Source organism: Thauera terpenica 58Eu (assembly GCF_000443165.1).
In the GTDB taxonomy this organism is placed as follows: Bacteria; Pseudomonadota; Gammaproteobacteria; order Burkholderiales; family Rhodocyclaceae; genus Thauera; species Thauera terpenica.
In genome coordinates this window covers 74,936-88,528 of sequence record NZ_ATJV01000035.1, presented here as the reverse complement: position 1 = coordinate 88,528, position 13,593 = coordinate 74,936, and the positions used below count along the sequence as shown (strand labels likewise).

Genomic DNA, 13,593 nt, shown 5'->3' with positions numbered 1-13,593 from the left:
CCTGAGCCTTGGGCCTGCGCTGGCCGTGCAGCACGGAGGCGTTCATGCAGGTCGCTGCGGCGGCACAACAGGGGGTGTCGGATGAGTGAGCAAAAGAAGAAAGGCTACCAGTGGCGATTTTTCCGCTCCGGAGGCTTTGATCAGGTCTTGATCGAGAACGCGGACGATCTGCGTCATCTCGGTGAACTCGACCAGAAGCTGTGGTCGGTGCTGGCGTGTCCGACCTCCGGGCTGGAGTTCGACACGCGCACGCTGCAGATGATCGATAGCGACGGCGATGGTCGCATCCGCGCGCCGGAAGTGATCGCGGCGGCCAACTGGGTGTGCACGGTGCTGAAAACGCCGGACGTGCTGTTTCGCGGCGTGGATGGCTTGCCGCTGGACGCCATCGCAAGCGAGCATCCCGAGGGTGCGAAGCTGGCGGCGACCGCGCGCAAGGTGCTGGCCTATATCAACAAGCCGGAGTCGGATGCGGTCGCGGTCGCCGATTTTGCCGATCCCTCCCTTCTGTTTGCACCCGAGCATTACAACGGTGACGGCATCGTGCCGGCCGAACTCGCCACCGACGCCGGACTGGTGCAGACGATAGGACTGATCATCGAGCACTTCGGCGCGCTTGAGGACCGCAGCGGCAAGCCAGGCATCGATCAGGACAAGGTGTCGGCCTTTTTCGCGGCAGCGCAGATGGTGGTGGACTGGCACGCGCAGGCCACGCGCGACCCGGATACCGTGTTGCCGCTCGGTGATGCGACGGCCGCGGCCGCTGCAGTTTTCGATGGCGTGCGCGCCAAGGTCGAGGACTACTTCACCCGCTGTCGTCTTGCCGCCTTCGACGAGCGTGCCGCGCTGGCACTCAATCCGCTGGATACGACCTATGCCGGCTTCGCCCTCGAGGCGCTTGGGGCCGATAGCGAGGGCGTGCTTGCGCTGCCCCTGGCCCAGGTCGCTGCCGGCCGCGCCCTGCCCTTGAGCGCGGGGCTCAATCCCGCCTGGGAGGCGCGCATCGCGGCACTGCGTGATGAGGTGGTGAAACCCATCCTGGGGGCCCACGAAGATCTGTCACATGCGCAATGGCAGGATATCGCGGCGCGCTTCGACGCCTATCGCAGCTGGCTGGCGCGCAAGCCCGCGACGCCCCTTGCGGCGCTGCCGGTGGATGAGCTGAGCGCCCTGCTTGCGGGCACGGCTCAGGCTGAACTGACGAGCTTGATTGAACAGGATCTCGCTGCCGAGACGGCCGCGGCACAGGTCGACGCGCTCGAGCGCCTGGTGCGCTACAACCGCGACTTCGTCACCTTGCTGCGCAACTTCGTCACCCTCAGCGATTTTTACAAGGGGGCGGACAAGGCCATCTTCCAGGCCGGTACGCTCTATCTTGATCAGCGCAGTTGTGAGTTGAGTCTGCGTGTGTTCGACATGGGCCGCCATGCGGCGCTTGCACCCTTGTCGGGCGCCTATCTGGTGTACTGCGACTGTGTGCGTGAGGGCGAGGCGGCGATGACGATCGTCGCCGCGATGACCGCTGGCGATGCCGACGAGATGATGGTGCCGGGCCGCAACGGCGTCTTCTACGACCGCCAGGGCAGGGACTGGAACGCCAGCGTGGTCAAGGTGGTGGAGGCGCCGATCAGCGTGCGCCAGGCCTTCTGGTCACCCTACAAGCGCATTGGCAGCATGATTGGCAAGCAGTTGCAGAAGTTCGCCGCTTCGCGCGACAAGGCGGTCGAGGACAGGGCTGCAGCGGGGGTTGCCGACGCCGGCGCCAAGCTCGAAGCACCCGCGGCCACGCCCGCAGCGCAGGCCTTCGACATTGCCAAGTTCGCCGGCATCTTCGCTGCCATCGGTCTCGCGCTGGGGGCCTTGGGCACGGCGTTGGCGGCTGTGGTCACCGGCTTCCTGTCCCTGCCTGCGTGGCAGATGCCGGTGGTCATCGCCGGGGTCGTGCTGCTGATTTCCGGGCCGTCGATGCTGCTGGCCTGGCTCAAGTTGCGCAACCGTAATCTGGGGCCTCTGCTCGACGCCAATGGTTGGGCGGTCAACACGCGTGCGCGCATCAACATCCCGTTTGGCGCCGCACTGACCGGGCTTGCCACGCTGCCCGCCGGCGCCAGGCGTTCGCTGTCCGACCCCTACGCCGAAAAGCAGACGCCCTGGGGCACCTGGATGTTCCTGCTGATCGTGGTGGCGATCGCGATCGTGTTGTGGCGCCAGGGGGTGTACGACAGCTTTCTCGGCTGAGCGACAGCTTTCTCGGCTGAGGACATGCAGCGCCGAGGCGGGGCACGGACGCCCGCCTCAGGCGCGGGCGCGAAACACCGGTAGCCGCCAGCGAAAGCGGATGGCGGCCAGCCTCAATACCAGCGTCAGCGTCCCGCCCGCCAGCGCCGCCCAGCCCGGGCTGACGTCGTACGCCATCAGGCCCAGCAGCAGCAGTGCGCCCAGCCAGGAGGCGGTGGCGTAGAATTCGCCGTTGAACACCAGCGGTACTTCGTTGCACAGCACGTCGCGCACGATGCCGCCGCACACGCCGGTGATCACGCCCATCAGGCTCGCCACCAGCCAGGGCGCATCCATGGCCAGTGCCGCCTGGGTGCCGGAAACGGTAAACAGCGCCAGCCCGATTGCATCGGGCAGCAGGAACAGGCGCGCGGGCAGGCGCACGTAGCGCACCAGCGCAAAGGTCGCCAGTCCGGCGGCCATGGCGCCGATCAGATAGCTCTGGTCGGCAATCCAGAACACCGGACGGTCGAGCAAGAGATCACGCAGCGAGCCGCCGCCGAGCGAAGCTGCGAGCGCCACCACCACGATGCCGAAGAGGTCGAAGGGTTTGCGCCCGGCGTCGAGCACGCCCGCCGCAGCCTGGGCGGCGACACCGGCGAGGCCGACGCCATAGAGGATGGATTCGATACCGTACATGGGGCGGGAGAATAGCATTGCGCCCAGCGTGCGGTGTGCCCCGGGCGCGGTGTTAAAGTCGCTTTCTGCGCGCCGTCTGCGCCATGCCCTTGAGCCCCGCGCTGACGGCGGCCTGAACCATTCCGCTCAACGCTACTTCGGCCCCATGCTTTCCCTCCTCCAGGTCCTGTCCAGCGGCATCGCCATCGGTTGCGTGTATGGGCTGGTGGCGCTGTCCTTCGTGCTCATCTACAAGGCCACCGCCACCGTCAGCTTCATGCAGGGCGACCTGCTGATGGTGGGCGGCTTTGCCGGGCTCGCCCTGCACCTGGCTGCGGGCTGGCCGCTGGCCTTCGCCGTGCTGGGCGCGGTGCTCGCCGTGGCCTTGCTCGGCGCAGGACTGGAGCGGGTCGTGCTGAGGCGTGCGCTCGGTCAGCCCCATCTGGTCGCAGTCCTCCTCACCTTCGGCCTGGGCATGATGTTGCGTGGTGGCGTGGCCTCGGTGCCGGCTGCGGCGCAGGACATGTATCGCCTGCCGTTCGCCACCGACACCGTTGCGCTGGGGGCACTCGTTGTGGCTGCCAGTCATCTGTGGGTGGTGTGCGCCACCGTGGTGCTGATGCTCTTGCTGGCGGCCTTCTTTCACTTCAGCCGCGCGGGTCTGGCCTTGCGTGCGTGTGCGGAAGATGCGCGCATGGCTGCGCTCATGGGGGTGCCGGTGGCGCGCATGCACACCCTGGCCTGGGCGCTGGGCGCAGGCCTCGCCGCAGTGGCGGGCTTGCTGCTCGCGCCCATCACCTTCGTCCATCTCAACATGGGCTTCATCGCGCTCAAGGCCTTTCCCGCGGCGGTGCTGGGCGGCTTGAGCAGCCTGCCGGGGGCGCTCGCCGGTGGCATCTTCATCGGCGTGGTGGAGGCGATGGCAGGCTTGCTGTTGCCCGAAGGGGCGAAGGACGTCGTGCCCTATGTGCTGCTGATGGCGGCGCTGTTGCTGTTCCCGCAGGGGCTGGGCGGCGGGCGGCTGGGTGGCGGTGGGCGATGACGGACCCAGGCCGGGTGTCGTCCCGCACCGAGTCGACGCGCGTTCCCGTTGCGCGGGCTGGGAATGCTGGCCACTGGCGACGCCATGGGCGCGCGCTGGCCACCTGGGGCGTGCTGCTGATGGCGGCGCTCGCCTGGCTGGGCGCGGAGTTTGCCTTGGGGCAGGCGACCCTGGTTGCGACCTATACGATTGCCGGACTGGGGGTGATCATCATCGTCGGCCAGGCGGGCCAGATCGTGCTCGGGCAGGGCGCTTTTGTCGCGCTGGGAGCGTACGCTCAGGCCTTGCTGGTGCACGCGGGTGTGCCGGCGCTGGCCGCGCTGCCGCTGGCCGCCGCCGTGGGTGCGCTGGGTGGCGCGCTCGCGAGCTTGCCCGCCGGGCGCCTGGGCGGGCTGTACTTCGGCATGAGCACGCTGGCCTTTGCCTTGATCGTGGAAGAAGGCCTGGTGCGCTGGGAGTCGCTGACGCAGGGTGCGGCGGGCATGCTGGTGCCGGCGTTCGCGCTCGGCGGCTGGCGCGCCGACACGCCGCTGGCGCAGGCCGGCGTCAGCCTCGCCGCCGTGCTGGTGGCCTTTGGCTTGTGCGCGCGCCTGCTGCGCTCGCGCATCGGGCGTGCATGGCAGGCGGTGCGCGAGGACGAAGCCGCCGCCGCCGCCTGTGGCATTGCGCCCGCGGCGGCCAAGCTGCGGGCCTTCGTCGTTGGCGGCAGTCTGTCGGGCCTGGCGGGTGGGCTGTACGCGCACTGGATAGGTTTCATCAGCCCGGAGCAGTTCGGGCTGGTGTTTTCCTTCGAGCTGCTGATGCTGGCCTTCATCGGCGGCGCGCGTCAGCTCGCGGGTGCCGCCTGGGGTGCCCTGGTGGTGGTGGCGATGCCGCAGGCCATTGCGGTGCTGCGCGACACCTTGCCCGGAGACTGGGCCCGTGCTGCCGGCCTGGAGCTGGTGCTGTTTGGTGCAGTGATCGTGGCGGTGATCCTGCTCAGACCACAGGGCCTGGCGCGTGCGCCCTGAGCTTGAAGGCCTGGTCTCATCAGCAGTCTTGTCTGTAATTATGAATTATTAGAGAATTTGTGCCCTGCGACGCGCTTCCGGTCCTTCCCTGTCGCTCCTGATGCGCGCGCGTTTCCGAACTCGTTGTGGACCTTCCTGCCGATGAAAACAATCTCTCTTCTTGCCCTCGCCCTGTGCGCCAGTGTGGCGAGTCATGCCCTCCATGCCGCTGATGTTGCCGGCGTCAGCGCCAGCGAGATCGTCGTCGGCCACATTTCCGATTTGTCCGGCCCGATCGCCATGCTGGGCATACCGGTGCGCGACGGCATGCTGATGCGCTTTGACGAGGCCAATGCCGCGGGCGGCGTTCATGGTCGCCAACTGCGTCTGGTGGTGGAGGACGCCGCATATGATCCCAAGCGCGGCGTGCTGGCGGCGCGCAAGCTGGTGCAGCGCGACCAGGCCTTTGCCTTCATCGCCACCATGGGCACGCCGGTGGTGATGGCGACAATGCCGGTGGTGCTCGATGCCGGGCGTCTGCACCTGTTCCCGTTCTCGCCGCATGAGGCGACCTACGCGCCCCTGCACCCCTTGAAGTTCCAGAATTTCGCGCCTTATCAGGACTACATGGAGGCGGCCACCCGGCACATGGTCGAGCGCGGCAACTATCAACGCACCTGCCTGCTCTACCAGGACGACGACTACGGCCTGGAAGTCATGAAGGGCGTGGAGGCGGGCCTGGGCAAGCTCGAGCGCAAGCTCGTCGAGCGCACCGGCTACAAGCGCGGCGCGACCGATCTGTCGAGCCAGGTCGCGCGCCTGCGTGCGGCCGAGTGCGATCTCGTCGTGCTCGCCACCGTGGTGCGAGAAACCGTCGCCGCCATGACCGAGGCGCGCCGCATCGGCTGGAAGGTGGATATGCTGGTGACGGCTTCGGGCTACTCGGCGCAGACGCATGAGCTGGGGGGCGAGGCAGTCGAGGGCTTGTACGGCGTCAGCGTCCTGCCCCATCCCTACGCCGCAGGCGCCAACGCCCAGCTCGGCGCCTGGATCGAGCGCTATCGCGCACGTTTCGGCGCTGAGCCCAATGTGTGGAGCGTGATGGGTTACACCCTGGCCGACATGTTCGTGCGCACCGCCGATGCCAGCGGGCGCGAGTTGACGCCCACCGTGTTCGCGCGCACTCTCGAAAACCTTGAATTCAGCCGTGATTATTTCGGCAGCCCGGCTTACCGCTTCAGCGCTGAGGACCACCTCGGCAACCGCCATGGCCGTCTTGCGCAGATCCGCGACGGGCGCTGGGAATTGATCACGGACTACCTGCGCTGAGGCGCGACCCGGCCACGCCAGGCACGGCTGGCCGGCCCATGCACCAAGAGATGTCGATGAGCTCCTCGCCGCGTACGATCACCGTCGCCTTTACCGGTGCCTCCGGCCTGCCCTACGGGGTGCGCCTGGTGGAGTGCCTGCTGCAGGCCGGCCACCGCGTGTGGTTGCTGTATTCGCAGGTGGCGCAGATCGTCGCGCGCCAGGAGATGGACTGGGCTCTCCCGGCGCGCCCGGCCGAGGTCGAAGCCGAGCTCTCCCTGCGCTTTGGCGCGGCGCCTGGCCAGCTGCGTGTGTTCGGGCGCGAGGAGTGGTTTGCCCCGCCGGCTTCCGGTTCCAATCCGCCCGACGCCATGGTGGTGTGTCCGTGCACCATGGCCACCCTGGCGGCGATCGCCGGTGGCCTGAGCCAGAATCTCATCGAGCGCGCGGCCGATGTCGTCATCAAGGAGGCGCGCAAGCTGGTGCTGGTGCCGCGCGAGGCGCCCTATTCGGCGATTCACCTCGAGAACATGCTCAAGCTGGCGCGCCTGGGCGTGTGCATCCTGCCGCCCAACCCGGGCTTCTACCATCACCCGCAGACGGTGCAGGACCTGGTCGATTTTGTGGTGGCGCGTATTCTTGACCAGCTTGGCGTGGCACATACCTTGATGGCACGCTGGGGAGAGGATTTGCCGCAAGAAGGAGCTTGAGCCCATGAGTGATGCATCAGATGCGGTGCAGCGGCTGCCGCTGTTTCCGCTCAAGACCGTGTTGTTTCCCGAGGGTGTGTTGCCGCTGCGCGTGTTCGAGCCACGCTACATGGACATGGTGACGCGCTGCATGCGTGAGGACTCGGCGTTCGGCGTATGCCTCATCGCCGCTGGCGAGGAGGTGGGCGAGACCGCAGTGCCGCACGCGGTCGGCACCGAGGCGTGCATCGAGCACTGGGACATGGAGCAGGCCGGGCTGCTCACTTTGCTCACCCGTGGTGGGCGGCGCTTTCGCGTGCTCGACCACGAAGTCGAACGCGACGGACTGCTCGTCGCCGAAGTGCGCTGGCTTGAAGAGCCTGCGCTGCAGCCGGTGCCCGAGGCCCAGTCCGATCTGCTGCCCTTGCTGCAGTCCATCGTCACCGAACTGGGTGAGCGCCTGCCACCGCCGCATCGCTTCGAGGATGCGGCCTGGGTGGGCGCGCGCTATGCCGAACTGTTGCCGATTCCGCTTCCCGCCAAGCAGAGCCTGCTCGAGCTGGACGATGTGCTGAGTCGGCTGGAGGTGCTGCAGGCGTTTCTGCGCGAGCATGGACTGCTGCCCCGGCTGGCCTGAACGCGACCGCAGCACCAGGACGACTTATTAGCCTGTGTTGATGGCGTGGGCGCCGTCAAACAAGTCGGGCGCGGCCAGGGCGTCGAGGATCTTTCGCATCGGTGCAGGCAGCGCGGCATCTGCAAGGTCTGCGAGCGCATGCCAGCGTAGCGCGCCGTCGTCCGCGATCAGCGTGCAGGTGGGTGTGCTGGCGTGCAGTAGTACCGGCTGCAGCTCGAGCACGAAGTGGGTGAAAGTGTGGGTCAGGCTGGCCAGGGCGCGTGCTGGGGCGCAAGCGAGGCCCAGGTGTTGCTGCGCCCACACCCCGCCGTCGGGCGCAGTCGCCGGGATTTCGGGCGGTGTCAGCAGCCCGCCCCAGATTCCGGCGGGGGGGCGGCGTTCGAGCAAGACCGCGTGCTCGTGGATGATGATGGCGTAGCGCGCGCTGCGCCGCGGCACGGTCTTCTTCGGGCGCGGAGTGGGCAGCTCACCCACGCGTCCGTCGCGGCGTGCGACACAATCGTCGGCAAAGGGGCAGCGCATGCAGGCGGGTTTGCTGCGGGTGCACAGGGTGGCGCCGAGGTCCATCTGCGCCTGGGTGTAGCGGCCGAGCTCGCGCGTGGGCAGCAGCGATTCTGCCAGCGCCCAGAGCTGGGTCTCGACGCGCTTTTCGCCCGGAAAACCTTCCACGCCAAAGAGGCGCGTCAACACGCGCTTGACGTTGCCGTCGAGGATGGCAGCGCGCTCGCCAAAGGCGAAGGCGGCGATCGCGGCAGCGGTCGAGCGGCCGATGCCGGGCAGGGTGGCGATCTCTGCGGCCGTGCGCGGGAAGTGGCCACCATGGGATTCGACAATCGCCTGCGCGGCACGGTGCAGGTTGCGTGCGCGGGCGTAGTAGCCCAGCCCGCTCCAGTGCGTCATCACCTCATCCACTGCGGCGCCGGCGAGGCTGGCAAGGTCGGGGAAGCGCTCGAGAAAGCGTGCGTAGTAGGGGATGACGGTGTCGACCTGAGTCTGTTGCAGCATGATCTCCGACAGCCAGATGCGGTACGGGTCCTGCGTGTCCTGCCACGGCAGCGCATGGCGCCCGTGCTGCTGCTGCCAGTGGATCAGGCGTTCGGCGAAATCACTCATGTCACGGTTTTTCCTCTGCTTTCTAGCCTGAATCAAAGCGCTTGCCCTCGACGTGTGGGTCCTGGCCGGCCATAATCCCGCGCTTCTCTCGCATCCCATCAGGCGTGGATCGCACCGCGTGCTTCGCTCATGACCCAGAACGTTATTCCCGGCGAGGATTTTTCCCGTCGTTTCCGCAACGCCCTTGGCATGTTCGCTACCGGCATCACCGTGGTGAGCACGCGTACGCCTGCGGGTGCGCCCATCGGCCTGACGGTGAATTCCTTCAATTCGGTATCGCTCGACCCGCCCCTGATCGTCTGGAGCCTGGCGAAAGAGCTGCCCAGCAGGGACTTGTTCGAAGGCTGCGAATATTACGCGATCAACGTCCTGGCCGAAGATCAGACCGAGCTCTCGCAGCGCTTTGCGAGCCGGGCGGGCGCCCGCTTCGCGGGGCTGGAGATCGATGAGGGGGTGGGCGGTGTGCCGCTGCTCAGGGGCTGCTGCGCCCGCTTCGTGTGCCGCAACAGCGTGCGCCATGAGGGCGGTGACCACCTCGTCTTCATCAGTGAGGTGCTCAGCTTCGATTACGCGGAGCGCGCGCCGCTGCTTTATTTTGGCGGCGCGTATCGGCGCCTGATGTCGTGAGCGGCACGCTGGCCTCAGTCAGTACGATTTCACAGGGCAGCGAAGGGTCGAGCGCGAGCGCCAGCAGGTTCAGGCGGCGCAGCGCTGCGGTCTGGGTTTCGACCTCTGCGCTGCAGGCTTCGCTGCAAAACGCGCCCTGGGGGTGAAAGTTCCAGGCGCTGGCCGGGATGACGACGCAGTCGGCGATCAGCTCCGCTTCCATGCGCACCCAGCACAGCAGCACGCCACGCGCGGTGATCACGCGCGCAAGGCCCACGCCCGCCACCACCTGCACGGCGTCGATCAGCGGCGGCACGTCGTCAGTAAAGGGGTAGCGCATGCGGCTGGCGCAATCGGCAAGGTCGATCGCCTTGCAAAACAGCCGCGCCGACAGGCGGTGACCACGGTCGAGCAGCAGGCGCACCAGCGGCGAGGCCGCATGGCGTGCGAGCGGACCGGTTTCCGCCGGCTCGTTGGCGAACAGGGGGCGGGCCAGGAACTCCGCGCTGGGCCAGTTGCCCACGGCGGCCGACCACGCCGCGGCACTCAAGGTGCCGAGGAGGGGGACTGCGCGCTGTCCTTGTGGCTGCGATGGGCCGAGGCTGATCAACTCGCTCAGCACGGCGCCGAGAATGCCACCGGTGTCGGCACAATCAACGAATTCAGCGAGGTTGTGTGGCAGACGGATGCGGTTGAAGAAGCCTGCCAGCATCTCGCGTGCAACCAGATCCAGAACGTCACCGCCCAGTTCGAAGTACGCGGCAGGATCGATCTTCGCGTGCAGGCGGCGGCGAAATTCGGCGTAGCGATTGTGGCGCGCGTCCATGTCCAGGCTCAGGGGCCAGTCGATCAGCAGCCTGTGCAGGTGGGCGTCGACGGCCTCGGCGGCGAGCGCGCGCTCAGTGGCCAGCTGGCTACCAGGATCGGCTGGCGGAAGTCCGAGGGCAGCGGCACAGGCCATGCTCAGGGCTTGAGCATGCGCGTGCGGACTGTGGGTGCCGAGCTGGCTCACACGTGCTACCGCTGCGTCAGCTTCCAGCCCGATGACAAGCGCGGCAGGGGTGACAGCTGGCGGCAGGGCGACGGTGGTCGAGGCCACACGCCCGCCTTGCTGCTCGGCGTTGATGCGGATGAGCAATTCGTCGCCGGCCTGTGTGTGCTGCTGCATGGTGCCCTCCAGGCCTTGATGCTGTCAAAACGCAAGGATAGCGCGGAAGAGAGGGGCTTGAATCAGAGGCCGCGCAGCGCGTCACGGCCGCGCTCACATGCACACCTTGCGAAATGCTCCACATGCGGCGACAGTGCTAGAATCGTTGGCGTAGAAAGAGCTTTCTGAAACCTCCACCCACACCAATCGAGGAAAAGCATGAATAAAGGTGAATTCGTCGAAGCACTGGCCGACCGTCTGGATGTCTCCCGCGCGCAGGCCGACCGCGCGCTGTCCGCCGTGCTCGACATCATCGCCGAACAACTCGGCAAGGGCGAAAAGGTTGCGTTCACCGGCTTCGGTTCGTTCGAAGTGTCCGAGCGCGCCGCCCGTACCGGTCGCAACCCGCAGACTGGTGCCGCCATCGAGATTGCTGCTTCCAGCGTGCCGAAGTTCACTGCGGGTGCCACGCTCAAGGCCGCCGTCAACAAGTAAGCTCGTCTGTATGCGCGGGGCGCGTCCCCGAAAAAGCGAGTCCGCATTCAAAGTGCGCACTCGCTTTTTCATTTTGATCAAGTGTTTTTCTCAAGAATCGAGCACATGAGCGTGGAAAGTCGATATACTTCGCCTCGTTGTGCAATGCAGCAGCAGGGCCATAGTGGTATCTGGCGCGGACAAGGATGCCCGCCGACCCGGCCCGAGGGACTGTAACCACAGCCCCATCGCCCCCGACCTCCCGCCGAACCCCATTCGTTCTTCCGATCGTCTGGCATCGTGACAACCGGTTGGTGCCGATGCGCGGTCCTTGCGGCCTAGGTTTGATCAGGCCAAGAAGACCAGCCACGCCCATCGCGCGTTTGTCGCCCTTGCGATCCCGTTTCCGTTGCAGCTCTGGCTGCTCCGGTGCGGCGCGATGCCATTGAGGCCTTGTAACAGGGCCAGAATTCGTCCGGCCCTCGCCATGAGCGAGGCTGGCACGCAAGACACAGGAAGAAACACATGACTTTCGAAAATCTCGGCCTCGCCGCAGACCTTCTCAAGGCCGTCGAACAGACTGGCTACACCACCCCCACCCCGGTGCAGGTCCAGGCCATTCCCGCAGCCATCGCCGGCCACGACCTGCTCGTGTCCAGCCATACCGGCAGCGGCAAGACCGCGGCCTTCACCCTGCCCGCGCTCAACCGCATCATCGATCGCCGCCCGACCCAGGGCAGTGGTCCGCGCATTCTGGTGCTGACCCCGACGCGCGAGCTCGCCCAGCAGGTCGAGAAGGCGGTGCAGACTTACGGCAAGGCCTTGCGCTGGCTCAACACCGCCTGCCTCGTCGGCGGTGCACCGATGTTCGCCCAGATCAAGCAGCTGCAGCGCCAGTGCGACGTCGTCGTCGCCACCCCCGGTCGCCTGCTCGACCACCTGAATCGGCGCAAGATCAAGCTCTCGGACGTCGAAGTGCTGATCCTCGACGAAGCTGACCGCATGCTGGACATGGGTTTTGCCGAAGACATCGACGCCATCGTCGCCGCCACCCCGGCCAAGCGCCAGACCCTGTTGTTCTCCGCCACGCTCGATGGCGTGGTCGGCAGCATGGCTAACCGCATGACGCGCAACCCGCAGCGCATCGAGATCGAAGTCGCGCAGGAAGACCGCGGCCAGATCGAGCAGCGCCTGATGTTTGCCGACGACCTGGGTCACAAGAACCGCCTCCTCGAAGCCCTCCTTGCGGGCGAGGGGCTCAACCAGACCCTGGTGTTTACCGCCACCAAGCGCAGCGCCGATGAGCTGTCGTTGTCGCTGCAGGAAAAGGGCATCTCCGCTGCTGCCCTGCATGGCGACATGCACCAGACGCAGCGCAACCGCACGCTCGACCGCCTGCGCCAGGGCCGCATTGGCGTGCTGGTGGCGACCGACGTCGCCGCGCGCGGCATTGACGTTGCCGGCATCAGCCACGTCATCAACTTCGACCCGCCGCGTCAGGCCGAAGACTATGTGCACCGCATCGGCCGTACCGGTCGTGCCGGTCGTGACGGCATCGCGATCACGCTCTCGGGTCCGCGTGAAACCGGTCTCATCCGTGCGATCGAGCGCTTCACCGGTGATCGCCTCGAAGTGCACACCATTGCGGGCATGGAGCCGTCGCCGCGCAAGCCCGCCGGCCCGCGTCCGGCAGGCAATGCCGGTCGTCGTTTCGGCAATGGCGGTGGCAACAGCTTTGGTCGTCCGGGTGGCGACACGCGTCGCAACGCCGGCGGCTTCAATCGTGACGGTCATTCGGCGCGTAACGGCGGTCAAGGTGGACGCTCGGACCGTGGCTCGCGCGGCTGAACCATCGGCCTGTGCCTGTCGCTGACAACAAAAAACCCGCCGCTGGCGGGTTTTTTGTTGTCAGGGCTGCCTGCGCCTAGAGCATGCTTTCCAGGAAAGCGCGCGTGCGCGGATGCTCGGGCTGGGCGAAGAAGGCCGCTGCCGGGCGCGACTCGATCAGCTCGCCGCCGTCCATGAAGGCGACACGCGTGGCCACTTCACGCGCGAAGCCCATCTCGTGCGTGACCACCAGCATGGTCATGTGCTCATCGGCAAGCTGGCGAATAGTGCGCAACACTTCACCGGTGAGCTCCGGGTCGAGCGCCGAGGTCGGCTCATCGAACAGCATGATGTCGGGCTCCATCGCCAGCGCGCGCGCGATCGCCACGCGCTGCTTCTGCCCGCCGGACAGGCGCGAAGGGTAGGCGTCGCGCTTGTCGAGCAGGCCCACCTTGCGCAGCAACTCCTCCGCCTTGGGCAGGATTTCGTTGCGCTTCATGCCTTTCACCGTGAGCGGGGCGGCGAGGATGTTCTCCAGCACGGTGAGGTGCGGGAACAGGTTGAAGTGCTGGAACACCATGCCCATGCGCGCACAGATACGGCGCACTTCGGCGTCGGTGACGTAGCGCGCCTGCCCCTGGGCGTCGTTCGCAACCAGGGTATCGCCCTCGATGTCGATGCGTCCGGAGTCGATGGTCTCCAGGTGGTTCAGGCAGCGCAAAAAGGTGCTCTTGCCCGAGCCGGAGGGGCCGATCACCGCGATCACCTCGCCCTTGGCCATGCGCAGCGACACGCCCTTGAGCACCTCATTGCTGCCGAAGCGCTTGCGCACGTCTTCGGCAACGATCATCGGACTCGTCAGCGCT

General features: G+C 66.8%; 13 protein-coding genes. 9 read left to right on the top strand and 4 right to left on the bottom strand.

Features of this window, described 5'->3' with window-relative positions:
* Positions 1 to 81 precede the first annotated feature (81 nt).
* Positions 82 to 2,238, top strand: coding sequence for a hypothetical protein (locus M622_RS24430; protein ID WP_021248194.1), 2,157 nt, complete (start codon positions 82 to 84; stop codon positions 2,236 to 2,238).
* A 57-nt stretch (positions 2,239 to 2,295) separates the two neighbouring features.
* Here M622_RS24430 and M622_RS24425 read toward each other — a convergent pair whose 3' ends face one another.
* Positions 2,296 to 2,934, bottom strand: a complete 639-nt coding sequence (locus M622_RS24425; RefSeq protein WP_031346319.1) for a trimeric intracellular cation channel family protein — start codon at positions 2,932 to 2,934, stop codon at positions 2,296 to 2,298.
* Positions 2,935 to 3,061: 127 nt separating this feature from the next.
* On the opposite strand from M622_RS24425, the gene M622_RS24420 reads away from it, so the two are divergent.
* The 5 genes from M622_RS24420 to M622_RS24400 all read left to right on the top strand — a co-directional run bounded on the left by M622_RS24420 (position 3,062) and on the right by M622_RS24400 (position 7,560).
* Complete coding sequence (locus M622_RS24420; protein ID WP_021248192.1) at positions 3,062 to 3,937, top strand: branched-chain amino acid ABC transporter permease; 876 nt, start codon at positions 3,062 to 3,064, stop codon at positions 3,935 to 3,937.
* 119 nt (positions 3,938 to 4,056) lie between these two features.
* Positions 4,057 to 4,947, top strand: coding sequence for a branched-chain amino acid ABC transporter permease (locus tag M622_RS24415; protein ID WP_052028676.1), 891 nt, complete (start codon positions 4,057 to 4,059; stop codon positions 4,945 to 4,947).
* Between the two features lie 141 nt (positions 4,948 to 5,088).
* Positions 5,089 to 6,255 (top strand): ABC transporter substrate-binding protein, encoded by a 1,167-nt coding sequence (locus tag M622_RS24410; protein WP_021248190.1) that lies wholly within the window; start codon positions 5,089 to 5,091, stop codon positions 6,253 to 6,255.
* A gap of 56 nt (positions 6,256 to 6,311) precedes the next feature.
* On the top strand, positions 6,312 to 6,944 hold the full coding sequence (locus M622_RS24405) for a flavin prenyltransferase UbiX (RefSeq protein WP_031346312.1): 633 nt from the start codon (positions 6,312 to 6,314) through the stop codon (positions 6,942 to 6,944).
* Between the two features lie 4 nt (positions 6,945 to 6,948).
* On the top strand, positions 6,949 to 7,560 hold the full coding sequence (locus M622_RS24400) for an LON peptidase substrate-binding domain-containing protein (protein ID WP_021248188.1): 612 nt from the start codon (positions 6,949 to 6,951) through the stop codon (positions 7,558 to 7,560).
* 27 nt (positions 7,561 to 7,587) lie between these two features.
* Here M622_RS24400 and mutY read toward each other — a convergent pair whose 3' ends face one another.
* Positions 7,588 to 8,673, bottom strand: a complete 1,086-nt coding sequence (gene mutY / locus M622_RS24395; RefSeq protein ID WP_021248187.1) for an A/G-specific adenine glycosylase — start codon at positions 8,671 to 8,673, stop codon at positions 7,588 to 7,590.
* 129 nt (positions 8,674 to 8,802) lie between these two features.
* Between mutY and M622_RS24390 the strand changes: the two genes are divergently transcribed.
* Positions 8,803 to 9,300 (top strand): flavin reductase family protein, encoded by a 498-nt coding sequence (locus tag M622_RS24390; RefSeq protein ID WP_021248186.1) that lies wholly within the window; start codon positions 8,803 to 8,805, stop codon positions 9,298 to 9,300.
* On the opposite strand, the gene M622_RS24385 is transcribed toward M622_RS24390, so the two are convergent.
* Positions 9,230 to 10,447, bottom strand: coding sequence for a hypothetical protein (locus M622_RS24385; protein WP_021248185.1), 1,218 nt, complete (start codon positions 10,445 to 10,447; stop codon positions 9,230 to 9,232). The two genes, M622_RS24390 and M622_RS24385, sit on opposite strands and share 71 nt — an antisense overlap.
* A 198-nt stretch (positions 10,448 to 10,645) precedes the next feature.
* Between M622_RS24385 and M622_RS24380 the strand changes: the two genes are divergently transcribed.
* On the top strand, positions 10,646 to 10,921 hold the full coding sequence (locus M622_RS24380; protein ID WP_021248184.1) for an HU family DNA-binding protein: 276 nt from the start codon (positions 10,646 to 10,648) through the stop codon (positions 10,919 to 10,921).
* Positions 10,922 to 11,425: 504 nt separating this feature from the next.
* Positions 11,426 to 12,748: a DEAD/DEAH box helicase gene (locus M622_RS24375; protein ID WP_021248183.1), complete on the top strand. Its 1,323-nt coding sequence runs from the start codon at positions 11,426 to 11,428 to the stop codon at positions 12,746 to 12,748.
* Between the two features lie 76 nt (positions 12,749 to 12,824).
* On the opposite strand, the gene M622_RS24370 is transcribed toward M622_RS24375, so the two are convergent.
* The gene (locus M622_RS24370; RefSeq protein WP_031346308.1) at positions 12,825 to 13,577 is read right to left on the bottom strand and encodes an amino acid ABC transporter ATP-binding protein; all 753 of its coding nucleotides are present in this window, start codon (positions 13,575 to 13,577) and stop codon (positions 12,825 to 12,827) included.
* Positions 13,578 to 13,593: the final 16 nt, after the last annotated feature.